At 61.8% G+C, this 26,307-nt stretch carries 22 protein-coding genes; 13 read left to right on the forward strand and 9 right to left on the reverse strand.

Translation table 11 applies throughout. The features are described from left to right. Positions 1 to 56: 56 nt before the first annotated feature. The 6 genes from CKW24_RS12625 to CKW24_RS12650 all read left to right on the forward strand — a co-directional run bounded on the left by CKW24_RS12625 (position 57) and on the right by CKW24_RS12650 (position 4,568). Positions 57 to 854, forward strand: a complete 798-nt coding sequence (locus CKW24_RS12625; RefSeq protein ID WP_095168366.1) for a transcriptional regulator — start codon at positions 57 to 59, stop codon at positions 852 to 854. Continuing rightward, positions 851 to 1,333, forward strand: a complete 483-nt coding sequence (locus CKW24_RS12630) for a hypothetical protein (protein ID WP_256585459.1) — start codon at positions 851 to 853, stop codon at positions 1,331 to 1,333. The genes CKW24_RS12625 and CKW24_RS12630 overlap by 4 nt, the downstream gene beginning before the upstream one ends. 240 nt (positions 1,334 to 1,573) lie before the next feature. Beyond that, a complete protein-coding gene (locus CKW24_RS12635; protein ID WP_095168370.1) occupies positions 1,574 to 2,041 on the forward strand; it encodes an EAL domain-containing protein in 468 nt (155 codons plus the stop codon). Between the two features lie 109 nt (positions 2,042 to 2,150). Further along, entirely contained in the window at positions 2,151 to 2,651 is a 501-nt protein-coding gene (locus tag CKW24_RS12640) for an outer membrane beta-barrel protein (protein WP_095168372.1), read from the forward strand. Between the two features lie 102 nt (positions 2,652 to 2,753). After that, a complete protein-coding gene (locus CKW24_RS12645) occupies positions 2,754 to 3,692 on the forward strand; it encodes a helix-turn-helix transcriptional regulator (protein WP_095168373.1) in 939 nt (312 codons plus the stop codon). 96 nt (positions 3,693 to 3,788) lie between these two features. Then, positions 3,789 to 4,568, forward strand: a complete 780-nt coding sequence (locus tag CKW24_RS12650) for a TSUP family transporter (protein WP_095168375.1) — start codon at positions 3,789 to 3,791, stop codon at positions 4,566 to 4,568. Here the strand turns inward: CKW24_RS12650 and nudC are convergent. The 3 genes from nudC to CKW24_RS12665 form a co-directional block, all read right to left on the reverse strand. Next, complete coding sequence (nudC, locus tag CKW24_RS12655; RefSeq protein ID WP_095168377.1) at positions 4,536 to 5,366, reverse strand: NAD(+) diphosphatase; 831 nt, start codon at positions 5,364 to 5,366, stop codon at positions 4,536 to 4,538. The two genes, CKW24_RS12650 and nudC, sit on opposite strands and share 33 nt — an antisense overlap. Positions 5,367 to 5,372: 6 nt before the next feature. Then, the gene (locus CKW24_RS12660; RefSeq protein WP_095168379.1) at positions 5,373 to 6,185 is read right to left on the reverse strand and encodes a crotonase/enoyl-CoA hydratase family protein; all 813 of its coding nucleotides are present in this window, start codon (positions 6,183 to 6,185) and stop codon (positions 5,373 to 5,375) included. A 260-nt stretch (positions 6,186 to 6,445) separates the two neighbouring features. After that, on the reverse strand, positions 6,446 to 7,387 hold the full coding sequence (locus CKW24_RS12665; RefSeq protein ID WP_095168381.1) for a hypothetical protein: 942 nt from the start codon (positions 7,385 to 7,387) through the stop codon (positions 6,446 to 6,448). Between the two features lie 322 nt (positions 7,388 to 7,709). On the opposite strand from CKW24_RS12665, the gene CKW24_RS12670 reads away from it, so the two are divergent. After that, positions 7,710 to 8,393, forward strand: a complete 684-nt coding sequence (locus tag CKW24_RS12670; RefSeq protein WP_095168383.1) for a response regulator transcription factor — start codon at positions 7,710 to 7,712, stop codon at positions 8,391 to 8,393. Next, positions 8,371 to 9,768, forward strand: coding sequence for a HAMP domain-containing sensor histidine kinase (locus CKW24_RS12675; protein WP_095168385.1), 1,398 nt, complete (start codon positions 8,371 to 8,373; stop codon positions 9,766 to 9,768). Before CKW24_RS12670 ends, CKW24_RS12675 begins: the two co-directional genes overlap by 23 nt. Here CKW24_RS12675 and CKW24_RS12680 read toward each other — a convergent pair. The 3 genes from CKW24_RS12680 to CKW24_RS12690 form a co-directional block, all read right to left on the reverse strand. Further along, complete coding sequence (locus tag CKW24_RS12680) at positions 9,758 to 9,976, reverse strand: hypothetical protein (RefSeq protein WP_143501188.1); 219 nt, start codon at positions 9,974 to 9,976, stop codon at positions 9,758 to 9,760. The genes CKW24_RS12675 and CKW24_RS12680 overlap by 11 nt on opposite strands. A 126-nt stretch (positions 9,977 to 10,102) precedes the next feature. Further along, entirely contained in the window at positions 10,103 to 10,348 is a 246-nt protein-coding gene (locus tag CKW24_RS12685; protein ID WP_095168388.1) for a DUF1652 domain-containing protein, read from the reverse strand. Between the two features lie 137 nt (positions 10,349 to 10,485). Next, positions 10,486 to 11,982 carry a helix-turn-helix transcriptional regulator gene (locus CKW24_RS12690; RefSeq protein ID WP_095168390.1) on the reverse strand — a complete coding sequence of 499 codons (1,497 nt, stop codon included), beginning with the start codon at positions 11,980 to 11,982 and terminating at the stop codon, positions 10,486 to 10,488. A gap of 249 nt (positions 11,983 to 12,231) precedes the next feature. On the opposite strand from CKW24_RS12690, the gene CKW24_RS12695 reads away from it, so the two are divergent. Both CKW24_RS12695 and CKW24_RS12700 read left to right on the forward strand, forming a co-directional pair. Beyond that, positions 12,232 to 16,872 carry a hypothetical protein gene (locus CKW24_RS12695; RefSeq protein ID WP_095168392.1) on the forward strand — a complete coding sequence of 1,547 codons (4,641 nt, stop codon included), beginning with the start codon at positions 12,232 to 12,234 and terminating at the stop codon, positions 16,870 to 16,872. After that, entirely contained in the window at positions 16,866 to 18,083 is a 1,218-nt protein-coding gene (locus CKW24_RS12700; protein ID WP_095168394.1) for a glycosyltransferase, read from the forward strand. Before CKW24_RS12695 ends, CKW24_RS12700 begins: the two co-directional genes overlap by 7 nt. Positions 18,084 to 18,136: 53 nt before the next feature. Here the strand turns inward: CKW24_RS12700 and CKW24_RS12705 are convergent, their stop codons facing one another. Both CKW24_RS12705 and CKW24_RS12710 read right to left on the reverse strand, forming a co-directional pair. Further along, positions 18,137 to 19,438: an ATP-binding protein gene (locus tag CKW24_RS12705; protein WP_095168395.1), complete on the reverse strand. Its 1,302-nt coding sequence runs from the start codon at positions 19,436 to 19,438 to the stop codon at positions 18,137 to 18,139. 4 nt (positions 19,439 to 19,442) lie between these two features. Then, positions 19,443 to 20,144 (reverse strand): response regulator transcription factor, encoded by a 702-nt coding sequence (locus tag CKW24_RS12710; protein WP_095168397.1) that lies wholly within the window; start codon positions 20,142 to 20,144, stop codon positions 19,443 to 19,445. Between the two features lie 262 nt (positions 20,145 to 20,406). Between CKW24_RS12710 and CKW24_RS12715 the strand changes: the two genes are divergently transcribed. The 3 genes from CKW24_RS12715 (at position 20,407) to CKW24_RS12725 (ending at position 25,447) form a co-directional block, all read left to right on the forward strand. Beyond that, complete coding sequence (locus CKW24_RS12715) at positions 20,407 to 21,564, forward strand: efflux RND transporter periplasmic adaptor subunit (protein ID WP_095168399.1); 1,158 nt, start codon at positions 20,407 to 20,409, stop codon at positions 21,562 to 21,564. A gap of 16 nt (positions 21,565 to 21,580) precedes the next feature. Further along, a complete protein-coding gene (locus tag CKW24_RS12720; protein WP_095168401.1) occupies positions 21,581 to 24,679 on the forward strand; it encodes an efflux RND transporter permease subunit in 3,099 nt (1,032 codons plus the stop codon). Between the two features lie 123 nt (positions 24,680 to 24,802). Continuing rightward, the gene (locus CKW24_RS12725) at positions 24,803 to 25,447 is read left to right on the forward strand and encodes a DUF1345 domain-containing protein (protein ID WP_095168403.1); all 645 of its coding nucleotides are present in this window, start codon (positions 24,803 to 24,805) and stop codon (positions 25,445 to 25,447) included. Here CKW24_RS12725 and CKW24_RS12730 read toward each other — a convergent pair. Further along, complete coding sequence (locus tag CKW24_RS12730) at positions 25,444 to 26,265, reverse strand: fibronectin type III domain-containing protein (protein WP_095168405.1); 822 nt, start codon at positions 26,263 to 26,265, stop codon at positions 25,444 to 25,446. The genes CKW24_RS12725 and CKW24_RS12730 overlap by 4 nt on opposite strands. Between the last annotated feature and the right edge of the window lie 42 nt (positions 26,266 to 26,307).

Below are 26,307 nucleotides of genomic sequence, written 5' to 3' on the forward strand. Positions count from 1 at the left end.
CAGACCGTGGCTGACCAGCAGAACTTCGCGAACACGAGCACCCAAGAGGACGAACCATGAGCCATTCTTTCACCTTGAAAAACGGCTCGAAGGCCCTGTTCAATCCTGAGGACTCCAGGTTATCGATCACCACGCCCCTGGGCGAAGTTCAGCACAGCACCCTGGGTCGAGCCGAATCACGCCTGCTGGATCTGATGCTCGCTGAACCTGGGGTGATCAAGTCCCGCGAGCAGATTATCGAGCACACCTGGAATGATCGGGTGGTCGCCTCGGGCAGCTTGAACCAGGTGGTGTTCTCCCTGCGCAACTTGCTCAACGACAGCCGTGATCACGAAATCCTGATGACCATTCCGCGCCGTGGCTATCGCTTCAACCCGGCGTATGTCAGCGCCGGGACCACCTTGCAGGCTCAGCCGGCGCCGGTCGAGCTGGAACCCATCAGTGTAACCACCCCAACCGCTGATACAGCGCCTACTGTCGAACCGAAACAGCCCATCGGATGGCTATCGATTGCCTGTGCCGTGACCCTGCTCACGTGCCTGGCAACCCTGGCCCACTACACGTTCTCGACCAAGGCGCCGAGCATCGAAGTGGCCAGCTCCCAGCGTGAGCAGTTGACCATCAATACCCTGGGTAGCAGCCTCGATTCGGCCCGGGCACTCAACACCGCGGTCGAGCAACAACTGCAAGACCTGCCGAAGAACCTGGTCGGCCAGGTCTGGATCAACCAGTCCCGCTCCAACTACTCGATCTCCTGCGTTCGCGCCGATCAAAGTACCCGCAATATGCTGTTCAACCCCCAACAAAAACCACTCGCCAGCATGCTTGCGCAATGCCTGGAGGTGACCCTGTGAACCGCCAGACAAAGACCCTTGTGCAGTGGCTGTTGCTGGGGCTGATCAACCTGGGCTGTATCGGAGCTTGGCTCTATTCGCCGGTGCCGTTCGAGAACAACAGCAACTTTCACACCCAGAGCCAGCAGTGGCTGGATGACCAGAGCCAATTGAACACCGAGGAATACCTCACGGTGAACGCGCATCGAATGACCCACTCGACCATCGAAAGTCTCAATGGCAAGTTCCGTCATGCCACCTTGACTGCCGACATCACCCAATCGGGCAATGACGCCCTCCAGGTACAAGTGGTGCGCGCCAAACTGAGCCATGATCGCGAACTGTTTGCCATCGAAAAAACCCCGGAGCTGTTTTTTCGTCGCCAGTACGTCGTCCAGGAAGGCTCCACGCTCAACTACAGCCTGCTGGCGACGTCCAGTGAAAACACCCTGTGTTTCTTCCTCCATGAAATGGACCGCCTGCGCTGCATGAACCACTGAAATCCCGGCAAATGACAATCAATCATTTCCATTGCGCGCCTGGCATTCCCACCCTGCTCCATTTCCCTGTCCCTAGGAGGTCAGCATGCTCAGCCGTCGCTTGAATCGCTTGCCACTCAAACAAAAGATCCTGCTGTGCACCTTCGCCTACCTGTGCGGAATCACCCTGGCCTGGCTAGTGGACGTGTGAACAGCCGCCACGGGTTGCAACAGCCGATTTGAATACACCAGGGTCAAACCATGATGGCGCACTATTTGGCGTGGGCGAGACAACAGGACTTGTCGAGCTGTGTAAGTAACCGATGGCTTGAAATCAACTACCTGCCCATCACTGATCGGCGCACGGGCCGTCTGGTCGGCGCCAGGGCCCTGTCACGCTGGGCCCGGGGCGGCGTCAGTATCGCACCCCAGGTAGCGCAGCAACTGACAGGCGCCGTGGTCCGCCAGGTTGCCGAGGACTACAGCACCTACCTGTGGGCCTGCAAAGACTTCTCCATCTGCCTTCCCCTGTCCCCATTGGACATCCTCGACCCTGATTTCCCGGACTTTGTAGCCGACGTACTGGAGCGGTACGCCATCCCCGCCTCGGCGATCATGCTCGATGCCTGCGCCAGTTCCCTTGGCAATCAGCCAGCCGCGCTGCCCATTGCCGCGCTGGCCCGCAAGTACTTCGCGATTGCCAACGAAGCGCAGACCCTGGGGCGCTGAACCGCGGCGACGGCAATAAGCATTAATGACTTTTATCCATGATTGGGGCCGGGCAATTTCCCGCCCAACACTTCACACCTGACAAACCCGTACAAGGACTACCCTGCACATGCCATTTCGAAAATTCGCCTTCGTTTCCCTACTGTCGTTGCTGGCGCTGCCAGCGTTCGCCGATGACAAGGGCTTTTACCTGGGCGCCGGTGTGACTAGCATCGAAACCGACGACAGCGCCTTGAGTGATGAAGACAACAGCTACAAGGTCTATGCCGGTTACCGCGCCAATGGTTACCTGGCATTCGAGGGCGCCATTGTCGACCTCGGCAAGTTCAAGGACGACAACCTCGACTTCGAAGGCCACTCGGCCCAGGTCGCCGCCCACGTCGGCTTCCCGCTGGGCGAGCGCATTCGCCTGTTCGGCATCGTCGGCGCCCACGCCTGGGACGCCGATGGCAACGCTGCCGACGATGACACCGGGGTCGACCTGACCTACGGCGCCGGGGTCGAGATGGATGTGCTGCGCAACATTGGCATCCGCGCCGAGTATGAAGTGTTACAGGTTGGTAACCTAGATCTGAACCAGACCACGGCGTCGGCCTATATACTGTTCTGAGTTCCGCCGGTCGGGCGCGCGCAATGCTCGCCCGACCTGGCCACTCAGACGCCGCGAGGCCCACTCAACCCGAGTCTTTTTCAGGTGCCCTTCCTGTACAGCATGTCCGCCCTTCCAACCCCTGCTTTATTGACCCTCGAATCCGTTGCCCTGGACGAACTGTCCACCGGCAATGACCAGTGGCACATCGATTTTTCTTCCGTCGAGAAACACGCGCGCATCCATCGCCTCAAGCACATGCGCGGCCCTCGCTTGCGCCATAGCCGGTTCGATTTCAAGTGCTCCATCAGCGCCGTCAGTTGTGTTCCCGACGGGCACATCACCTTCGCCCTGTCCCAGTCCACCACGGGCCGCCCGACCTGGAACCACCAGCGGCTGTACCCCAATGAAATGGTGGTGCTGTACAGCGGCGAACCGGTGCATTACCTGTGCGAGCCCAACGAAGCGCTGTTCACCGTCACCACCACCCTGGACCACTACGAGCAGTGCCGCGAACTGTACGGCACCACTGATGTGCTCAAGCAGCGCCAGGGCCAGCGCTATCAGGCGCACGATCATTACTCGGTGCTGAACGCGGTCAACGCCATCAGCGTCTCGTTGAACCAGCGCCATCCACCTGACGTCGTGTCCGGCGCGCAATGGGAAGCGACCTTGCTCAGCTCCTTGCTGCAAGCCTTGAGCCCACGCCATGACTCGGCGCGCGAGGCGCCATTGCGTAGACAAATCGCCAGCCAGGCCATCGAATACCTGCACGCCCATGCGCACACCGCCCTGTGCATGGAGCAGCTCACGCAAACCCTGGGAACCCACGGCCGCACCTTGCACCAGGGTTTCGTCGAGACCTTCGGCACCACGCCCATGGCGTACTTGCGCACCCTGCGTTTGTCTAACGCCAGACACGACCTGCTGACCCAGCGCTGGGCGACCGTGACCGAAACGGCCATGCACTGGAACTTCTTCCATCTGGGGCGTTTCTCCCAGGACTATCAGCGCACTTACGGTGAATCGCCGTCCCAGACGTTGCGCCGCAACAGCGCCTGAACCTGGCGGCAGGTGGTGTGGCGGTCGCGGCCGCCACAGGTTATGGGTAAGATGGCGCCGGCCTTATCCCACTGCCCCACCGAATAAGTCGACCCCATGCCTTTCGAACTCAGCGTAGACCTCACCACCCTGGCCATTCTGGCCGTTGTCGCGTTCATTGCCGGTTTCATCGATGCCATTGCCGGCGGCGGCGGCCTGTTGACCACCCCGGCCCTGCTCACTGCTGGCCTGCCCCCGCACCTGGTGCTGGGCACCAACAAGCTCAGCGCGACTTTCGGCTCGGCCATCGCCAGCGTCACCTTCTACCGGCGCAAGCTGTTCCATCCAAGGCAGTGGGTGCATGCGATTGTCGGCACCCTGGTGGGAGCGCTGGCCGGTGCGGTCGTGGCGCACTACCTGCCGGCCGAATGGCTGAACAAAATGCTCCCGGTGATCGTGTTTGCCTGTGGCCTGTACCTGCTGTTTGGCGGGACGCCCAAGGCGCCGGTGGACAGCGACGCGCCGATCAAGAAGAAGTGGCAGTCGACCCAGGGCTTCAGCCTCGGCTTCTACGACGGCGTGGCCGGTCCCGGCACGGGCGCGTTCTGGACTGTCAGCAGCCTGCTGCTGTACCCCATCGACCTGGTCAAGGCCAGCGGCGTGGCGCGCAGCATGAACTTCGTCAGCAACGCGGCCGCGCTGTCGGTGTTCATTTTTTCCGGGCAGGTGGACTGGATCATCGGCCTGAGCATGGGCGTGTCGGTGATGGTCGGGGCATTTTTTGGGGCGCGCACCGCCATCAGCGGTGGGGCGAAGTTCATTCGCCCGGTATTCATCGCGGTAGTGCTGGGCCTGACCGTACGCCTAGCCTGGCAGCACTGGTTCAGCGTGGCCTAAGCGCCGCGCAACGTAGACGTCGATCAGGTAGCGGGCAATCGAGCGCGACGCCGGCAACGGCGGCAGCGCGTGAATGTTGAACCACTGGGCGTCTTCAATCTCGTCGGCTTGCGGGACGATCTCGCCAGCGGCGTACTCGGCATGGAAGCCGAGCATCATCGAATGAGGGAACGGCCAGCACTGGCTGCCCAGGTACTGGATGTTCCTGACCTCGATCTGCACCTCCTCGCGCACCTCGCGAATCAGGCAGTCCTCGGCCGACTCCCCCGGCTCGGCAAAACCGGCCAGGGTGCTGTAGACCCCGCTGACAAACCGCGGCGAACGCGCCAGGAGGATGTCGTCGCCGCGGGTGATCAGCACAATCATGCTCGGTGAAATCCGCGGGTAACTGCGCAAGTCACACGGCTGGCAATACATCGCCCGCTCACGTGGCACCTGGACCATGGCCTGGCCGCAGTTGCCACAAAAACGGTGCTCGCGGGCCCAGGTGCCGATCTGCGCGGCGTAGCCCAGTACCTTGTACAACGTGTGATCGCCTTCAAGCATGAACCCGCGCAAGCCTTTCCAGCCACACCCCGGCACCTCGCCTGCGGCCTGCAACTCCAGCAGATACACCGGCTCGCCGTCGAGATGGCCAATGCCATGCTCGGCGAGCAGCGACAAGTCCTGGCGCTTGAGCCATTCCCGGGGGAACAGCGCGCCATTGTCATCGAACAAAAAGCCTTCGGGGCTGCGGGCTACTGCCCAGCCGCCGGTTACGTCGGTGTCGAGTACTGCCGTGGTCCAGCGTGAAGTCATGTGGGCTCAATCCAGAAATTCGGGCTTCTGTTTGCTCATATGGGCGGCCATGGCCACGCGCAGATCGTTGGACTGCAGCATGGCGGCGTTCCAGGTGGCGATGTATTCCAGGCCATCGTTGATGCTGTGATCACGCATGTAGCTGATCATTGCCTTGGTACCGGCGATAGCGATTGGCGACTTGGCGGCGATCTCGCGGGCTATGCCCATGACCCCGTCCAGCAGGCTCTCGGTGTCCGGGTAGAGCCGGTTGACCAGGCCAATCTCACGCGCTTGCTCGGCACCAAAGGTGCGTCCAGTGTAAGCCAGTTCACGCAGCATGCCGTCACCGATGATCCGCGGCAAGCGTTGCAGGGTACCGACGTCGGCAGCCATGCCGATGTCGATTTCCTTGATCGAGAATTGCGCATCGGCGGCCGCGTAGCGCATGTCGCAGGCGCTGATCAGGTCAATCGCCCCACCCAGGCAATACCCCTGGATTGCCGCCAACACCGGCTTGCGGCAGTTGTCGACCGCATTGAACGAGGCCTGCAAGGCGAGGATCTTGCGGCGCAGCAGGCGCGCGTTGCGACCCACGTCCTTGCCCATTTCGTTAGCCACCCCGGCCAACATCATCAGGTCGATCCCCGAGGAGAAATGCTTGCCGGCACCACTGATCACCACCGCGCGCACCTCGTCGGTGTCTTCGATCCACTGGAAAATCTCGATGATCTCGGTCCAGAACACCGCGTTCATCGCGTTGATCTTTTCCGGACGGTTGATCTGCACATGGGCGATGTTGTCCGCCAGTTCGACGCGGAAGGCTTGATATTCGGGCATGGCAGTAGTCCTTGCTGGCACAGAAATGAAGGCCCGAACTATACCAAGCCGATGCCTCCTGCCGTAGGCGCCGCATCGGCCAAAAACAGGACTGCCCTTGCCAAATACCGGGCGCACAAAAAACCGCGCCTGCCAGGGGCAGACGCGGTTGGTTCAGCCTTGTAGCAGGATCAATGCATGAACAAGGCAATCAGGATAATGATCGGGATTGGCACGCCGAGGAAAAACAGCAGGAGTGAGCGCATGGTAGTTCTCCTCAATCAACGAATGGCAGTGGGCGCAGAGACCGGGATATAGCCGGCCGGTTCTAGGTACACCACCGCGTCCCGGCGACGACCGCCAAAGGTAGCGGCGAGGCTCGCAAAAAAAGCACCACACAACAGTGCGACAAACATCCACAGTGCGGTCCAGGCCGCCACTTTGCTGGCAATATCGGCTGCTTGCTTGGCCGCCAACTTGGCATCCTCGACCGCCTTGTGCGCCTTGGCGAACACTTCATCGACCCGCCGCTCGGCATCCGCCTGGGTCAGGTTGGTCCGTTGGGCCACCAGTTGGGCCAGGTAGGTACGATCCTCCGCCGCCAGTTGACCGTCATGGCTGAGGGTCTGCACGAAAATCCGGGTCACGGTGGCATGGGCGGCATCGTCGCTCACCGCCGCCGGACGATCATCACGAAACAGGCTGTCGACGAAATAGCCGTAATCATCCGCGCTGCCCTGGCTGGCAGCGGTCCCCGCAGCCATGGTCATGGCACTGGCCGCCCCGCCTGCCACACTGGCACCGGCCTGCACCCCACCACTGACGATGCTGCTGACCGAACCGACCACCAGGGTCGCGGTCACCAGGGTCGCCACCGCCCAAGCCAGAAAGCCATGGGCCGTGTCGCGAAAATACACCTCATCGCCATGCATGTTCGACCACTTCACCCGCAACCGCCCAGCGATATAGCCACCGAGCCCGGAGGCAACAATCTGGGTGAAAGCCAGCCAGACGATAGTCGAAATCCCCAGGCCCTTGGCACTGATCCCGCTCCCGGCCCACGGCGACACCGCCGAAAATCCGAGGCCAAAACCCAGCACCACGAGAATCAGCGACAGCGCTGCCGCAGCCGCCGCCCCGGCAAAAATCGCCGCCCAGGACACCCCCGACAGCGCACTCGACGCTGGCAGATCGGCCGGATACATATCAGAGGTTCTATTCATTGTTGTAGTGCTCCAGGCATGAGGAAGACTGTTGCAACGCTTCAGACCTGATATTGCAGTCAACATGCCAGCTACGAACTTTGAATAAATTCTTCTATTTCAATCGGTTGAAAACTTCAGCGATTTTCCACCCATGCAATTTGCAACAACCGCCCCAGTGGAGCGGGCTTAATGCACTACTTACGCTTGTAGCTCTTGCTGCCAGTGGGCGTTAGGCAATAACCCCCCCGCCCCTCAACCCTACATAAACTTTAATTTAGCAACCCAACCCCCATTTCTTGGCACACTACGCCAGGCAACTCACCCACCCTCAGGCAACCCCATGACCCGAATCCTGACCATTGAAGACGACGCAGTCACCGCCCGGGAGATCGTCGCCGAACTGAGCAGCCACGGCCTCGACGTAGACTGGGTAGCCAATGGTCGCGAAGGCCTGGCTCGCGCGGTCAGCGGCGACTACGACCTGATCACCCTGGACCGCATGCTGCCCGAACTCGACGGCCTGGCCATCGTCACCACCCTGCGCACCATGGGTGTGTCCACCCCGATCCTGATGATCAGCGCCCTGTCCGATGTCGACGAACGTGTACGCGGCCTGCGCGCCGGAGGCGACGACTACCTGACCAAACCCTTCGCCACCGATGAAATGGCCGCCCGGGTCGAAGTCCTGCTGCGCCGCCAAAACACCGTCAAGAGCGTGGAAACCACCCTGCAGGTGGCCGACCTGGAACTCAACCTGATCAGCCGCGAAGCCACCCGCGCCGGGCAACTGCTGATCCTCTTGCCCACCGAATACAAACTGCTGGAATTCCTGCTGCGCAACAGCGGGCAGATCCTCTCGCGGATGATGATCTTCGAAGAAGTCTGGGGTTACCACTTCGACCCCGGTACCAACCTGATCGACGTCCACATCGGCCGCCTGCGCAAAAAAGTCGACCCACCAGGGCTGCTGCCACTGATCCGCACCGTGCGAGGCTCGGGTTATGTCATTGCTGAACCCGTCTAAAGGCTGGCGCTCCTCCAGCAGCCGCCTGCTGGCGCTCTACAGCGCACTGTTCGTGGTCTGGAGCTGCCTGCTGATGGGCGTGATGTACTACGAGGTGTCGAGCTACCTGGATAACCTGTCCCGGCATTCGATCATGCAACGCCAGCACCTGTTCTCGCGCTTTCACGGCGAGCAACTGGATGAAGCGCTGATCGCCAGCACCACCTTCGACCAACGCGGCGTTGATGCCTACGGCCTGTTCGACGCCTTTCACCGCCCCCTGCACGGGCTGATCCAGCAGATCCCCGAGGGTCTGCCGCTGGACGGCAAAGTGCATGAACTCGCCAACTGCGCCGACCCCCATGACCCACGCCTCCCCCCGGACAGCTGCGACGCCGTGGCGACGCCGACCCTGGATGGTCGCTGGCTGGTGCTGGCGCGCGACAACGGTTCACTGTTTGCCGTGAACCGGATCATCCTGCATGCGCTGCTCTGGGGCGTATCGCTGACCATCATTCCCGGCATTGCCGGCTGGTACCTGTTGCGCCGCCGCCCCCTGCGCCGCATCCACGCCCTGCAGGCCAGCGCCGAAGCCATAGTCGCCGGCAACCTCAACCACCGGCTACCGCTGTCCAGCCGCCGCGACGAACTGGACATGCTGGCCGCCATCGTCAACGCCATGCTCGAACGCATCGAACGCCTGGTCAACGAGGTCAAGGGGGTGTGCGACAACATCGCCCACGACCTGCGCACCCCGCTCACCCGGCTGCGCGCCCAGTTGTACCGGATCCAGCAGCAAGCAGCCGAAGGCTCGACCGAGGCGGCGCAACTGGACCAGGTGATTGCCGAGACCGACACCTTGATGGCGCGTTTTCGCGGATTGCTGCGGATCTCCGAGCTGGAGGATCAACAGCGGCGTTCCGGCTTCCTGCTGTTCGACCCGCTACCACTGCTGCAGGAACTGCACGACTTCTACCTGCCCCTCGCCGAAGAAGGCCAGTTGACCTTGAGCCTGCAGGCACCGCCCAGCCTGCCGTCACTGACCGGCGACCGGGCGCTGCTGTTCGAGGCCTTGTCCAACCTGCTGAGCAACTCGATCAAGTTCACCCCGGCCGGCGGTCAGGTCCAGGTACGGGCCAGCGACAATGCCGGCAGTTGCCGGATCGAAGTACACGATTGCGGCCCCGGCATTCCCGCCGACAAACGCACGGCCGTATTCCAGCGCTTCTACCGGGTCGACGACAGCGCCCAGAACGGTGGGTTCGGCCTGGGCCTGTCGATTGTCGCCGCCATCGTCCACCTGCACGGCTTCAGCCTGGACGTCGGTGTCAGCGAATGGGGCGGTGCGCGCCTGACACTCGATTGCCGCCAGCGCTTGTTGCCGGCTACTGAGTGATGCAACGGGTGGTGGTAGTGACCCGGGTCACTTCCCCCTCCGCCCGGGCCTGGCCCAGCACCTGGGTATCTTGCGCGGTGTTGCAGGTCTTGACCGGCGGGGCTTGCACCACCACTGGCGGTGGTGGGCTGGCGCAGCCACTGAGGATGGCAACCGCGCAGAGTGGCAACAGCAATGGCGCAAAAGCAGATCTCAAAAAAGTGTGCATGAGGTGGCCTGCGAGTCGGGTTAAGAGGAGTTCAGCCCAATGTAAGCCACAGAGGGCCTGATCTGTAGAGCCGCAAGGACTTCAGATAGTTCAGCGATCGATAGCTCCTCAACCGCCAACGCGGGTTCAAGCGCTGTCGGCCTGCCCCAGGCGGGTAGCGCTTAGCTCATAGCGCAGCTCTTCGAGCATTTGCGCCAGGTCGCTGGCGCTGGTCAGCCGGCCGGGCTTGATCCCGGTCACCACCAGGTGCACCCGACCGTCTTGCGCTTCGAACACTCGCAGCGTCAGGCAACCATCGGCATCCACGCTGAAGTCACAGGCCAGCGGGGCCAGGGCTTGTTCGATGTAACTGCGCAGTTGCGCTTGGGTCATCACGGCAGGCGTCCATTGGGCTGGGCTGAAAGGAAGCGGCAAACGTCCGATGGACGATGCGCACCCTGACAGCCTATGAACTGGCGAGCCGTTGCAGAAGCTCAATTTGCACTGTCGCAACTAGTGCATTTGCACCTTTATTTCGGGCTTTTCAACCGCCGCTCACCAGCAAACAACCCCCGTTCACGGGCCCAGACAATAGCCTCGCTACGGCTGTGCACGGCCAGTTTGGAGTACAGCGTAGCCACGTGATTACGCACGGTATTGGGCGCCAGTTGCAACCGCGCGGCGATCTCTTTGTCAGCCAGGCCTTCGCAGATCAAACCCAGCACGTCGCGCTCACGGGCGGTAAGTTCGGTAAACGCCACGCTCGGCCGGTGGCTGCGATGGGCACTCTTGGCGTTGGCCAGCTTTTCGATCAGGGTCTGGCTGAACCAGGAGGCGTCCTGCATCACCTCCTCGATCGCCGCCACCAGTTCCAGCTCGGTGCGTTTGCGTTCCGTGATGTCCATCAGCACCAGCAGATAACAAGAATGGTCCTGGATGCTCACCGTGTCGGCCCAGACCGCGCAGTCGATCAGCATCGCGTCCTGCTTGCGCACTTGCAGGTCGACGCTTTCCACGCTGCCGAGCCTCTTCAACGTAGCAAACAATTGGCTGGCGGCATCCCGGGTGGCGAAGAAGCCAAGCTCATCGATGGTCTTGCCCAACAGCGTCTCACTGGCGTACCCGATGCTGTTGAGGAAGGCATCATTGACGTCTACCACCTGCAGACTCTCGGCGCTGCAGATCAGGGTCGGCACCGGACTCATGCGAAATGACTTGGCGAACCGCTCCTCGCTCTGGCGCAGCGCGGTTTCGGCCCTGCGGCGCAATTCCAGGTCGACGAAGGAAAACAGCATGCACGGTTCTTCGTTGAGGTCCAGCGGCTGCCCGGCCACCACTACCAATTTGCGGCTGCCATCGGGCAGGCGCAGGTCGGCCTGCATTTGCGGAACGGTAATGCCCTGGCTCAGGCGCTCGATGGCCAGGTCGCGGCGCTCGGCGTCCTCCAGCACGTCCAGTTCGTACAACGAACGGCCAATGATCTGCTCGCGTGAGTAGCCGGTCATTTCCACGAAACCCTGATTGACCTTGAGGTAACGCAGGTCGCTGAGGCGGCAGATCACCGCCGGGGCCGGGTTGGCGTTGAAGGTTTTTTCAAAGCGCTGCTCGGCGCTGGCCCATTCAGTGGCATCGCTGAGGATCAACACCAGGGATTCCGGCGCACCCTGCTGATCGGTGAGGATCATGCTGCGGATGCGGTGCACCCAGGTCCGCTCCGGGTCGCCGGTCGGCGTGACTTCGACCACCACATCGCTGAAGGTCTCACCATTGGCAACGCGGCTGATGGGGTAGTTTTTCACCAACACCGGATGGTTGTTGCGATAGCGCAGGGTGAATCGCCGGGCATACTCGCGGGCGTTGGCCCCCAGGTCGCTGATCCGCTCGACCCCGTGCATGGCCAGCGCCGCGTCATTGGCCCACAGCAGGGTCTTGTCGGCATCCAGCAGAATCACCCCGTCGGACAGCCCGGCGATGATTTGCTGCAACTGCCGGCGATTGGTTTCAGTGGCAAGTACATCCTGGCTCATTACGTCTCCCCGTTGCGCTGGGCCTGGGCCCTGTGAAGGGTACGACCGCGACGCACGGCGTTCGTGCGCAAAAGACTACGCGTGTATTCAGGCAATACGCATCATCGTTAGCGACCATCGCGAGCAGGCTCGCTCCTGCAAAGTGCTGTGCAACACCACGCAAAACTACATTAGCCAGCGATAACTATGTACCGCATCACCGGGTTCGGTTTTTTTGATAGTGAAGCTCACTCTTAACGGGAGCCCACTATGGAGCCCTTCACTCCGCTCACGATCCGCACCTACCTCACCCACCTCGGTGATCCGTCCATCAGTAGCCTGGAAAGCATGCAAGCCCGGCAGATGCTGGGCTACCTGACGAGCGTCGATGTTCACCGCGCCCTGAGTGCCACGGCGCCCGACAGCATTGGCCAATGGACCGACGGCAGCGTGCTGCCACTGCTGCTCAACCTCAAGGCAACCCGGTTGATCGCGGCCCGGGCCACGGGCCGCGCCCTGGATACCATCGGTCCCGAGTGGATGCTGGAGTTCATGTACCAGTTGGCCTCGACCATCTGGCGGGACTTTGCCGACCGTGCGGCTTATCCCGATTCGCTCCCGGATAGCGAAGCGCGAAGCCAGTTCCGAGCCAGCTTTTTTGCCCGGGCCCTGGAGCACAACCACAACGCCTATGTACTGCATAACGATCAGATCAGCCTGCTCGCCAGCATCGTCGATGCTCGCCACGTACGCGGACTGCAACGCCAGCAGATTGGGCGAATGCTGGGTAACCGCTTCGAGCAGATCGGCTTGTTTGCCCAGCAGCCGAGCGCGCAGGCAACGCTGATCAAAGGGCTCACCGAGCTGATCGGCGAAGTTGCTCCGACCCTCGATCCGGCAACGATTTACTCGATGCGGGTACACGCTGCAGAAGAAGATGACCCGGCCCTGATCATGCTCGACCCGGTCACGCAACGTCCGGCTGTCGCGCTGTCGTACAACCAACCGGTTGCACAGTTGATCACCGAGATGCTGCGCGCCAACACGACCCCGCCTGAGGGCCGGGAATGCAAAACCCTCTGGATATCCCTGTATCAGGACCTTCACGTCCAGCAGCAGGACGGCCCGTCGAGCCCAGTCAGCAGCGCGGACTTGCTCAGGGAAGCACCGGTCAACTACAGCAATTTCAAACTCCACGCCTTCCTGCCCGTCAGCCGCACCCTGTTCGATGGTCTCCTCGAGTTCCTGCGCAACTGGACGGCAAGGTGGCTAGACGACCTCAAGCACTACTGGGATACCCCCAGCCCGGGTATACCGCGCAAACAGGCATGGGGTAGCCAACTGACGGCACGCTTGCAGGATGCTGCACGCCTGGGCGTACTGGATGGCACGCTGGAAACTGCGCACTATCAATTCCTGTTCAGAACGCTTCAAGACCCGACCACCGCGTGCATCCATACCCTGGCCTTGCAAGACCGCGCGAGCTTTCGTACCTGCGTACTCAATCGCTGCTTCCTCATCACGCCCGCTCTGGCGGATGCGCCAGACTTCGAGCAACTGCAAGGCCCGATCATCTGTGTGACGCCGACCAGAGGGCTGCAGGTATTTACCGGGTGGACAGCGCTGAACCGCGACGTCACTGAGCAATTGGCTCAGGCGCCAGGAGCAGGTCCATTACTGGGATGCCTGACCAGGCACGACGCCCTGCATCTGGCCAGCGCGCTGCGTGACAGCATCGAGCGAGTATCCCTTCACGCGTACCCGCTTGCGTCGGACCTGGTCGGCGAACTGATCGACGCCACACTGGCAATGCAAGATAAAAACCTCAACTTTGCCGTTGAAACCGGCAAGGGGTCGGTACTGGACCAAGGCCTGCTCGCATTCCTCGGACATTTGGATGCCGCCCTTGAGACATCCCGCGTCCAGGATCTGGCCCCATGGGTGGCCGAACGTAACCTGCGGCTCGTCGAAAAGATCGCCGACCAACAGTTGTTCAATGCCTGGACGGCCCACCGCAACGAAGCCGGTCGCGACGGCAATGCCCTGGCCTTGACGTTTTTCGACATGCCGCCCCTCAGGACTGGGGCACTGACAGACGCCGAACGTCGTCAGCTGATGCTTGAAGCACTGGCCAGCCCGCAAACGATCGAGCGTGTTGGCCAAGTGCTGAACCGAACGCCGTATTATTTTGCCCAGGGCGCCATCACCCCAGCGCTCGCCTTCCGCGTCATCGAAAAGATCTACCGCTATCAATTGCATCGGCTGAATGCGCAGTGGGAGGTTCCCGATAGCCGTGGCTACAAGTGTTTCGTCATGGAGCAACTACTAGCCCGCGACGCGACCCGCGAACAGGCACGACATACCGCCGACCTGGTGACTCCAGGCTTGCTCGGCCTGAATCCCGCCGCCTCCGAGCGCCTGGACCTCAGCTACAGCGCCACCGTGCTGGACGAAGCCCAGGCCCGCATACGGGCCGGCAGCTTCAGGATTGATTCAATCATCGGCGCCAGGAGCACGCCTGCCGACGTCGATGCCCTGTGCGATTACTTGCAGGTCAGCCTTGTGTACCCAGCAGCAACCGCCCCCTCCCACACGGATCCTTACCTGCTGACCCACGGGCTGTTCCTCGACTTACTGTGTGACTTTCCGGGCTTTCACCGGCTCGAACGGGCAATGGATCCCCGGCATCTTCAATCGCCCCCACTGCGCAGGGCCATGGCGCTCGAGGCGTTGACCAACTATCTCGAGCCGGTGGCCAGCCGCTCCCTGGGGCATGTCTGCGGGCTGAACCTGTTAACCGTGGCGTTGGGAGAGCGTACCCATGAGCAGGTACGTCTACACCTGCGCCAGCACCTGCAGGCCACGTTTAAGCAAAGCAGCGCCCGTGGGGCAGGTGCGTTGACCTTTACCTTGCTGTGTCGTGAGCATGCTCCGGAGTTGCTGGTCCGCAATGTGCCTGACTCTCTGCTGTTCGGCCAAAGCCTGAGCGCCATCCAGTTCCGTCATGCGGTCAACCTGGCAGAACAGCTTCGCCCCGGTTCTTCGCTGATTCACCGTTATCAGGAGCTGATGAGCTTCTACAGCCAATGCCCGTTCGAGCAATTGCCTGAGCCAGCACAACTGGCGATTGCCGTCAGTGGTCAAGTCGCCACCTTGCACTTTGCGATGTGCCGGGGCGTCATTGCGCAGACTAGCGCTGACCAGGTCGGGCCGGATCAGTCATTGGCAGCCTTGCTGCATTTGCAACAGCAACAAATGCTTGAGGCAAGAACCTTTACCCAGCTGGCACAAGTACCTCCCGTGCGCAAATCCATGGCCCTGGAACGTCTGAAGTCGCAACCGGAACTGAACCTGCAACGCCGGTCATCATTCACTGAAAGCCAGGTACTGCGATTTTTTGTGAAGGGTTATCACGAGCTTGGTCGCTCGATGCGCATGACCGCGCTCGAACGCTATATGACCTGTGGTGTAGAGCGTGCATTCGGTGTCAGCGAATTGGGTTTTATCCCTGATATCGACGGCGGCTGTGCGCTTCAAGCAGCGTTCGAGGAGCGCTACCAGGACTTCAAGCAAAACTACCTGCAAGGCCAGGTAGAGCGCATGGTCCTGGCCTTGCACGACTTGCCGGCGCTGGACCGAGACAGGATCCTTGGGGCCTACAAATTCATCAAGGTGTCCTTCAAGGATCCCCAGGGGCAACGCCAGACCGCCTGCCACGGGTTGATCGCACTCTACAAGAAGGATGACCAGGAGTACGCCTACGAAATCTTTTCTGCATCGGGCACGATTCGCCTGCTGGGACGCAACGGCACGCGAAGAATTCGCGTCAACTACAGGTTTTCACCCCCTACGGCCGACGCCATTTATCACGAGTCGCCCTACATGAGCGCAGTGCCGGATCTGGACCAGGACGCCTACCTTCAAGGGCGTCCCGGCAAGGTTCTCGCGGAACCCGAACTGGACGTTGGTTTCTACACAGTAGCTCGCCAGATCAGCGCACTGGATCGTGATGGAAAAATCCGCTTTCTCAGCCAGAAGATGGTCGACGAAGTCTTTGGCAAAGCCGTCGACCAGGCGTACGACGTCTTGCGTGAGCCGACCCCCTATGAACGCTACCGCGAGAGTCTGCTGGCGAGCAACGAGCGCCTGGCGAGTTTCTTTGTGCCCGGCTATTCGGTGTACCTGGACATCAGCCGCGGCACCGTAACCCCCGGTACCTTCCTGTTCGCCGGGTTGGAAGTGCTGAGCTACCTGGTGCCTTTTGGCAATGCCGTATTGCATGCCGTGAGGGCTTACGTCCAGGTGGGACGCCTGGTAGTGCGTTCGACCTCCTTCGGGATTTCCCGGTTGGCGCTCAAGGCGGCGCAAACCGCCCAGGGTGCCCGGGAGTTCAGTGCAGTGTTGGCCAAAGGTTTTGCTCAGGCGGCCAACCCGCTGGGGCCGGCGATATTCCTGTTTCAAGGGGGTATCAAAGGCGTGGCGCTGGTACGCGCCGGCTCGCGCTTCGTTCGCGGACAACTCCATGCATCGCAGCTTGCCAACGGCCTGAACCTGCCGCCCCTGGGGGCCGCCTCCGGTGACTTGTTGCGCTCACAGGACCTGACCACCCTGGCCGCATTCAGGCAGGCCGACGCGCTGGCTTTCTTCAAGCCAAACCTGTCTGTCACCCGCAACGCCCTGACTATCCCTCAACAGCGCCAATTGGTCGCCCACGGCATTGATCTTTCGGACGTCCCCCCCGTCATGAACCTTTACACGATAAACCGGCACACCTACATCCTCATGCAGGGCCATCCCTACGCTGTAAGCCCGCTGCCCGATACCACGCAATGGCGGGTCCACAGCGCTGAGGTGCAGGGGCCGGTAGTCACCTTCAACGCCTCGCGCCAGGTCTGGGAGGTCACATGCTGAGCGTCAGCGGCCTGTGCCGCCTGCCACGCACGCCGCAACAACAGCTGGCACCAGCGCATGAGGTCACCATCCCGGTCGATGGCATGTCCGTCACCGGTTGGGTTCACCTGGGGCCAGAGCAGGATTGCCAAGCGATTTTCATGGTGCAGCAAGGTTGCTGGTGGTTGATCGATTTTCGGGGGCAACCGACTACACCCGCCTGGCGCAATGCCCAGGGCCAATGGGTCACCGGTCCTGTCGCGCAATGGCGCGCGGTCAAGGACAGCCTGCCGGCGCCTGCAAGAATGCAGACGGTGCAACTGCCCAGGCTCCCGGTGTTTGCGAGCAACCTTACGCCTATCCCTGCGAACATTCACTACCTATGGCTGGGGCATGCCGTGCCGTCGCCTCGACTGATCGAGAACATCGCCCATAACTGCCGGCTCAGCAGCCGTTATGTGTCGACCCTGCATGTCGATATACAGGACGCCGAGGTACTGGCACAAATTCGGGAGCAACTGCAACGGGCCGCGCCCTCGCTGGTGATAGCGCCGTTACGGGACACCGCGTTTTTCGGCATGTTCTCGCAATCGGACAACTACCAGCAGTACACCACCGTCATGCACGGGCCCGGGCGTAATTACTCGGCAGCCTCCGATGTGTTGCGCTATCCCTTGACCGACCATCATGGTGGTATCTACATGGATGTCGATGACACCTTTCGGGTGGATATCAACGATATCGAATTGCTGGCCGCACCTAACGATTTGCTGCTTGGGCCCAAGGTCACTGAGCAGATGGCAGGGTTTTCAGGCTACAACAGCAGCATTTTCGCGTCCCATCCCAACAATCCGGTATTGCAGGAAATTTCCAAGGAGATGCAGCTGCGCTTTGTGCAAAGCCCAGGCTTTTTTACCCAGGTCCGGCCCTATGTCGATGCCCAAGGCATCCTCGGCAACCCCAGGGAGGCGGCCATGGACATGCCGACCTACGCACGTGAACTGTTCCGCCTGACAGGCCCCGGTGTGCTCAACGACGTGGTCGCCGTCGAGCGCGCCGACTACTATCGGCTTTGCTTCAATGCCGAGCCGGGCGCCAACATTTCAAACACTCATCACCTGTGGGATCAGGCTTATGTCGACCAGCAAATGGCCCTGATCGATCATTACTTTCCGTTCAATCGCCGAGCCGTGGTCGATATCGGACATGAACACTCCTGGTTCAATACGTGAGTGCGCGCACCTGGGGCGCGAGTTGGCCATTGGGCTAAGTAGCCGCTTCGCAATCAGGCTGGGGTGGGCAGCCACAGCCTGAATCGCGCCCCGCCCAGCGGCGACGCCTCGACGGTGAGGGTGCCGCCCTGGGCTTCCAGGGCCCGGCGGCTGATGGCCAGGCCCAGGCCGAAGCCGCCCGTGGCGCGGTCGCGGCTGCGGTCGAGGCGGTAGAACGGTTCGAAAATCCGCTCGCGCTCGTCGTCGGGGATACCGATGCCGTCATCGTCGACCCAGATCTCGCAGCCTTCGGGCCGCACTTGCACACCAATCTGGATGCGCTTCTCGCAATAGCGCATGGCGTTGCGCAGCAAATTCTGGATAGCCCGGGCGGTCAGGCGCGGGTCGAGGCTGAAGCGTTCGAGATGGCCGTGCAGCAGCACGTCGATCACGATTTCCGGCGACTCCAGCTCTTCATCGACGCTGCCCAGGATGCTGTCGATGAACTCGTCCAGTGCCACCTCGACCTGCTCCGGCAAACGTGCCGGGTTTTGCAGGCGGCTGTAGGACAGCAACTCGAGGACCAACTCGTCCAGCTCACGAATGTGCGCCACCAGGCCTTGCAGGCGCTCACGGCTGGCGGCCGGCAGGTCATCGGACAGCGCCAGGGCCAGGCCGAAATCCAGGCGAGTCAAGGGCGTGCGCAGCTCATGGGATACCGCGTTGAGTAGGTCGCGCTGCTGGTTCAGCAAGTTCTCGATGTCGCTGGCCATGGTGTCGAAGACGTGGGCCAGGCTGCCGATGTTGGAGCTGGCAGCGATCTGCGTGCGCTCGCTCAAGTGGCCTTTGCCGAAACGTTCGGCGGTGTTGCGCAGGCGCTCCAGATCGCGCCAGTGCGGACGCAACCAGATCAGCAGGCAGGCGAGCAGCGCCGCACCGATCAGCACATTGATGCCCCAGTACAGCAAACTGACGTCCAGCGGATCCGGCGGCACCACCAGCTTGACCGCCTGCGACTCATTCAATGGTGCCGCGGCCAACGTGCGCCAGCCCCAGTCACCGGTGCGCACGGCCATTTCACCGCGCTGCAAACGCTCGCGTTCATGGGCGGTGAAGCCCGCGTCGCTGATCGGAACCACGACGATTTGCAACGGACTGAACTGTTGATCCAACTCAGCGGCGAGCGCCGGCCACTGAGCGCTCGGCACTCCCTGGAACTGCTTGACCAGCAGGTTCTGCACGCCCCGGGAGTGGTCCAGGTTATAGCTGGAAAAGCGCTCGTGAAAGACCTTGACCACCAGGTCTGGCACCAGGTAGATCGCCGCACTGAAGGTGACGATGGTGATCAGGTACAGGCGGACCAGGATGCGCAGCATGGCGTCAGCATTCCCACTCGGAACGGCTGAACAGATAGCCCTTGCCCCACACCGTCTTGATCTTGCGCGCTTCGCCGGCGTGGTCGTCGAACTTGCGCCGCAGCTTGGAAATCGCCACGTCCACCGAGCGGTCGGTGCCATTGAACTCGATGCCGCGCAGGCGCTGCAGGATCTGGTCACGGCTCAGCACTTCCCCGGCATGCCGGGCCAGGACCACCAGCAGGTTGTACTCGCCGCTGGACAGCTCCACCGGCTGCTCGCGCCAGGTCACGGTGCGCTCCGACAGGTCGATGCACAGGTTGCCCATGAGGATCCGGTCGCTGGCGCTTTGCGGTTCGTTGAGGCTGCTGCGGCGCAGCAAGGTGCGCACCCGCGCTAGCAACACCCGGGGCTCGCAGGGTTTGGTGACGTAGTCGTCGGCGCCCATTTCCAGGCCCAGCACCTGGTCGTGGCTGTCATCACGGGCGGTCAGCATCAGGATCGGCAGGCTCGCCGAATCGGCGCGCAACAGCCGGCACACCTGCAGGCCATCGAGCCCGGGGAGCATCAGGTCGAGAATCACCAGGTCCGGCGGGTTGACCCGCGCCCGTTCACGCACCTGATCGCCACGGCTGATCACATTGACCTGATAGCCATTACGTTCGAGGTAGCTGGCAATCAGCTCGGAGAGCGCAGAGTCGTCTTCGACCAGGAGGATGTTGGGCATGGGTGTTTCCAGAAATAGCGATGGCGTCTGGACGGGTCCATCGCGGGCGAGCCCGTTCCCACAGGGGATTGCGCACCACAGATCATGTGGGAGCGGGCTTGCCCGCGAAAGCGGCTGAACAGACACAAAAGAAACCAAGGATATACGCCCTCATGCATGCAGGAGCAAAACCTTCACACAATTTCACACAGCCACTACAAAGCTTCACCGCTACCCTGGCCGGCTGCCCGTAGCATGCCTGGGTCATTATTGGGGTATTTACATGTCCAAGAACCTGCTTGCACCGCTCAGCCTGATAGCACTGGCATTGATGCTGAGCGCCTGTGACAAGTCTTCCAGCGTCGAGGAGGCCGCGCCGCTGGCCAGCGTGCGCATCGAAACCATCGAAGCCCGTCCCCTGTCGATCAGCAGCGAGCTGAGCGGGCGGATCACCGCGCCACGCATCGCCGAAGTGCGCGCCCGGGTCGCCGGGGTAGTGCTGCAGCGCGCCTTTCGCGAAGGCAGCGACGTGAAACAGGGCCAGGTGCTGTTTCACATCGACCCGGCGCCGTTCAAGGCCGACCTCGACAGCGCCGACGCGGCGTTGCGCAAGGCGCAGGCGAATGCGTTCCAGGCGCGCCTGCAGGAGAAACGCTACGCCCAGTTGATCAAGGACCAGGCCGTCAGCGCCCAGGATTACGACAATGCGCGTGCAGCCACGCTGCAGGCCAATGCCGACGTCGCCGCCAACCAGGCCGCCGTGGCCCGTGCCCGGCTGAACCTGGGTTACGCCACGGTCACCGCGCCGATTTCCGGGCGCATCGGCCGCGCGCTGGTCACCGAAGGCGCACTGGTCGGACAGAACGAAAGCACGCCCCTGGCGCTGATCCAGCAACTGGACCCGATCCACGCCGACCTGACCCAGTCGACCCGCGAGCTCAACGAGCTGCGCCGCGCCTTCCGTGCCGGGCAGATGCAGCAGGTTGGCCAGGACCAGGCCAAGGCCACGCTGATCCAGGACGACGGCAGCCACTATCCGTTGCCGGGCAAGCTGTTGTTCTCGGAAATCAGCGTCGACCCCGGCACCGGCCAGATCATTGTGCGCAGCGAGTTCCCCAACCCCGACCTCGACCTGCTCCCTGGCAGTTTCATTCGCGTGCGCCTGGAGCAAGCGGTCAACCAGCAAGGCATCAGCGTGCCGCAGCGGGCGATCCAGCGCGACAGCGCCGGCATTGCCCAGGTGTTGCTGCTCGACAGCGAGGACCGGGTCAGCCAGCAAGCCGTGCAACTGGGCCAGGTGCAACAGGATCGCTGGACCGTCAGCGCCGGCCTCAAGCCCGGCGACCGCATTGTCATCGAAGGCCTGCAGCACGCCCGTCCCGGCGACAAGGTAGCCATCGACGCCACCCCTCTTGAGCACGCCCTGGTCACCGGGCAGTAGGCAGGACGCAGATTTTATGCCGCATTTCTTTATTGACCGCCCGGTGTTCGCCTGGGTGGTTGCACTGTTCATCCTGTTGGCCGGCGCCCTGGCCATCCCGCAACTGCCGGTGGCCCAGTACCCGGATGTGGCGCCGCCACAGATCGAAATCTACGCGGCGTACCCGGGTGCCTCGGCGCAAACCGTCGATGAAAGTGTGGTCAGCCTGATCGAGGAAGAGCTCAACGGCGCCGACCATCTGCTGTATTTCGAATCCCAGAGCAGCCTCGCTTCGGCCACCATCACGGCCACCTTCAAGCCGGGCACCAACCCGGAGCTGGCCCAGGTCGATGTGCAGAACCGCCTCAAAGTGGTGGAGTCGCGCCTGCCGCAAGCAGTGATCCAGCAGGGCTTGTCGGTGGAGAAAGTGTCTTCCGGCTTCCTGCTGATGATCACCTTGACTTCCAGCGACGGCAAGCTCGATGAAGTGGCGCTCAGCGATTACCTGGCGCGCAACGTGATGAACGAGATCAAGCGCCTGGATGGGGTCGGCAAGGCTTCGTTGTACGGCGCTGAACGGGCGATGCGGATCTGGATCGACCCGCAGAAACTGATTGGCTTCAACCTGACCCCGGCCGACGTCAACGCCGCGATCGTCGCGCAGAACGCCCAGGTTTCCGCTGGCAGCATCGGTGATTTGCCGACCCACAACAGCCAGGAAATCACCGCCACCGTGCTGGTCAAGGGGCAACTGTCGACGCCCGAAGAGTTCGCCGACATCGTGCTCAAGGCCAACCCCGACGGCTCCATCGTGCGCATCGGCGATGTGGCGCGGGTCGAGATCGGCAGCCAGGAATACCAGTTCGGCACCCGCCTCAACGGCAAGCCGTCCACCGCGGTCGCCGTGCAGCTGGCACCTGGCGCCAACGCGCTGAACACCGCCACCCTGGTGCGCGAGAAGATGGACGAACTGGCCCGCTACTTCCCGGCTGGCGTCGAATACAAGATCCCCTACGACACCTCGCCCTTCGTCAAAGTCTCGATTACCAAGGTGGTCTACACCCTGGGCGAGGCAATGCTGCTGGTGTTCGCGGTGATGTACCTGTTCCTGCAGAACATCCGCTACACGCTGATCCCGACCCTGGTGGTGCCGGTGGCGCTGATGGGCACCTTCGCGACCATGCTGGCGCTGGGCTTTTCGATCAACGTGCTGACCATGTTCGGCATGGTGCTGGCCATCGGCATCCTGGTGGACGACGCCATCGTGGTGGTGGAGAACGTCGAGCGGATCATGGCCGAAGAAGGCCTGTCGCCCAAGGAAGCGACCCGCAAGGCCATGACCCAGATCACCGGGGCGATCATCGGCATCACCCTGGTGCTGGTGGCGGTGTTTATCCCGATGGCGTTCATGCAGGGTTCGGTGGGGGTGATCTACCAGCAGTTCTCGCTGTCGATGGCCACCTCGATCCTGTTCTCGGCGTTCCTCGCGCTGACCCTGACCCCGGCGCTCTGCGCGACCCTGCTCAAGCCGGTGGCCAAGGGCGAGCTGCATGCCAGCAGCGGATTCTTCGGCTGGTTCAACCGACGCTTCGAGCAGTTCACGGATCGCTACCAAGGGTGGGTGGCCTATGCGCTGAAACGCAGCGGCCGCTACCTGCTGATCTACGGCGTGTTGCTGGTGGCGCTCGGCGTGCTGTTCAGTCGCCTGCCCTCCTCGTTCCTGCCCACCGAAGACCAGGGCTACACCATCACCGACATTCAACTGCCGCCGGGCGCCAGCAAGAACCGCACGGTGCAGGTGGCGCAACAGATCGAGGCGCACAACGCCAGCGAAGCGGGAATTGGCGACAGTACGGTGATCCTCGGCTTCAGCTTCTCCGGCAGTGGGCAGAATGCGGCGCTGGCCTTCACTACCCTCAAGGATTGGTCGCAGCGCGGCAGCGATGACTCGGCGGCCTCGATTGCCGAGCGCGCCAATATCGCCTTCAGCCAGATCAAGGACGCGGTCGCCTACTCGGTGCTGCCGCCGCCAGTGGATGGTCTGGGCACTTCCAGCGGGTTTGAGTTCCGCCTGCAAGACCGTGGCGGCCTGGGGCACAGCGCGTTGATGCAAGCGCGTACAGCCTTGCTGGACGCCGCTGAAAAAAGTCCGATCCTGGCCAATGTGCGCGAAAGCGCCCTGGCTGAAGCGCCGCAAGTGCAATTGATCGTCGACCGCAAGCAGGCCAATGCCTTGGGCGTGTCGTTTGCCGACATCGGCAGCGTATTGTCCACCGCGGTCGGCTCCAGCTACATCAACGACTTCCCCAACCAGGGACGGATGCAGCGGGTGGTGGTGCAGGCCGAGGGTGATCAACGCAGCCAGGTCGAAGACCTGCTGAAGATCCATGTGCGCAACAGCAACGCGAATATGGTCCCGCTGTCGGCCTTCACCCGGGCCGAATGGACCCAGGGGCCGACCCAGTTGACCCGCTACAACGGCTACCCGGCCGTGAGCATTTCCGGTGAGCCGGCCCCTGGCTACAGCACCGGACAAGCCATGGCGGAAATCGAGCGCCTGGTGGCCCAGGGGCCAGCGGGGTTGGGCCAGGAATGGACGGGGCTGTCATTGCAAGAACGCTTGTCGGGCAGCCAGGCTCCTATCCTGCTCGGTTTGTCGTTGCTGATCGTGTTCCTGTGCCTGGCGGCGCTGTACGAAAGCTGGTCGATCCCGACCTCGGTATTGCTGGTGGTGCCGCTGGGAGTACTCGGTGCGGTACTGGCGGTGACCTTGCGCGGCATGCCCAACGACGTGTTCTTCAAGGTCGGCTTGATCACCATCATCGGCCTGTCGGCGAAGAACGCGATCCTGATCATCGAGTTCGCCAAGAGCCTGTACGACGACGGCCACGACCTGCTCGACGCCACCCTGCAAGCCGCGCGCCTGCGCCTGCGGCCGATCATCATGACCTCGCTGGCGTTCATCCTCGGCGTGGTGCCGTTGGCGATCGCCACCGGCGCCAGCTCGGCGAGCCAGCAAGCCATTGGCACCGGGGTCATCGGCGGGATGATCACCGCGACCCTGGCCGTGGTGTTTGTGCCGGTGTTTTTTGTGGTGGTGATGAAGCTGGTACGCAAGCGTCACAAGGACATCTGACCAACGTCACTGGTGGGAGCTGGTCGGCCAGCTCCCACACCGGACCTCATCAGGCTCACCGATGTGGCCACACTAGACTGCGCTGCGCTATGGTTCTTTGAAGTCCCATTGCAGTGAGCCCCCATGCCCCACCTCGTCCGCACTCACCCACGCCTCACCGCTGCCACCCTGATTGGCGTCGCGGCAGGTATTCTGGCGCCCGCCGACTCACTCGTCAGCAAAATCCTCATTGGCTGGAATGCCGGCGTCTGGACCTACCTGGCCCTGATGCTGTGGCTCACCGTCCGTTCGCGCGCCGATCAGGTCAAGCGTATCGCTGAGGTCGAGGATGAAAACGCCGGGCTGGTGCTGTTCATCGTCAGCATTGCCGCCATCGCCAGCCTGGTCGCGATCACTGTCGAGCTGGCAGGCACCGGCGATCTCGGCACCTCGCAAAAGCTTGTGCGCTACGGTTTTACCGGGGTGACGGTGATCGGTTCCTGGCTACTGATCGGGATGATTTTCAGCGTGCACTACGCGCGACTGTTCTACACCTGGGATGGCAAGGAACCGGCGCTGCGCTTCGCCGAGGGCCTGAAGCACCCCGACTACTGGGACTTCCTGTACTTCTCCTTCACCATCGGCGTCGCAGTACAAACCGCCGATGTCGGCGTGGCCACCCGGGACATTCGCAAGATCGTGCTGGCACAATCACTGATCGGCTTTGTGTTCAACACCGCAATACTGGGCTTTTCGATCAATATTGCGGCGGGGTTGGTCGGTAGCTAACGCACAGCAGTCGTCGTCGCCTGTATGGTGGTCGAGCCCGAACGCTTGCCCAGAGTGTTCACTGCACGCACCGAAAAACTGTAAGTCGTGCCGGGACTTAACCCTTCAATGTTTCGGTAGGTATTGGCGGTTGTAACCCGGTACACCGTATCTACAAAAATTTCATAACCCTCGATACGAACTTCGCCATAAGCGGGAAACCATGCGAGGCTGATGGTGTCATGAGTGACGTAGCCCCTGAAGTTAGCCGGAATCGTAGGCCCCCCCACATCCGGAATTGATACCATCAAGGGGTCGGAATCGGCATGGTTTCCATCGGGATCCTGCGCCCGCACCATGAAAATATAAGTCGTCGCATCATTCAGATCGGCGACCGAATAACGAATACTATCTGTATTGCCGACAAGTTTCCCGTCGCAGAAAATCTGATACCCAACCACCCCACCATTGTCGACCGACGCCACCCACGCCAGGTTGACTCTATTGCCAACCACACTGTCAGTGCGTAAGCCCGTTGGCTTGCTCGGTGGCATCCGATCCGGCACATACCGCCCTATGCGAGCCCGACTCGGGTTGGAGCGGATGTTGCCCGTCGCCTTGGCATAGAGATAAAAAAAGTACTCCTGATTAGGGTTCAATCCGTTGATGACACACGGTGGTCGGCTCACGGTAATGGTGGCAATCCCCTCGGCCATGACCTCATAACCCGAGGCGTTATACGGGCAATAGACGCACCGGGTGTAGGGCTCATCCCACGTCAGGAGCGCGGTTGTCGCGCTGGTTCTTTCTCCTCGAATTCCACCGGGACTGCAAATCATGATTGAAGCTCCTGCGCACGTTAACCTTGTGTCACACAGTGT

It is taken from the genome of Pseudomonas sp. Irchel 3H3, assembly GCF_900187635.1.
In the GTDB taxonomy this organism is placed as follows: domain Bacteria; phylum Pseudomonadota; class Gammaproteobacteria; order Pseudomonadales; family Pseudomonadaceae; genus Aquipseudomonas.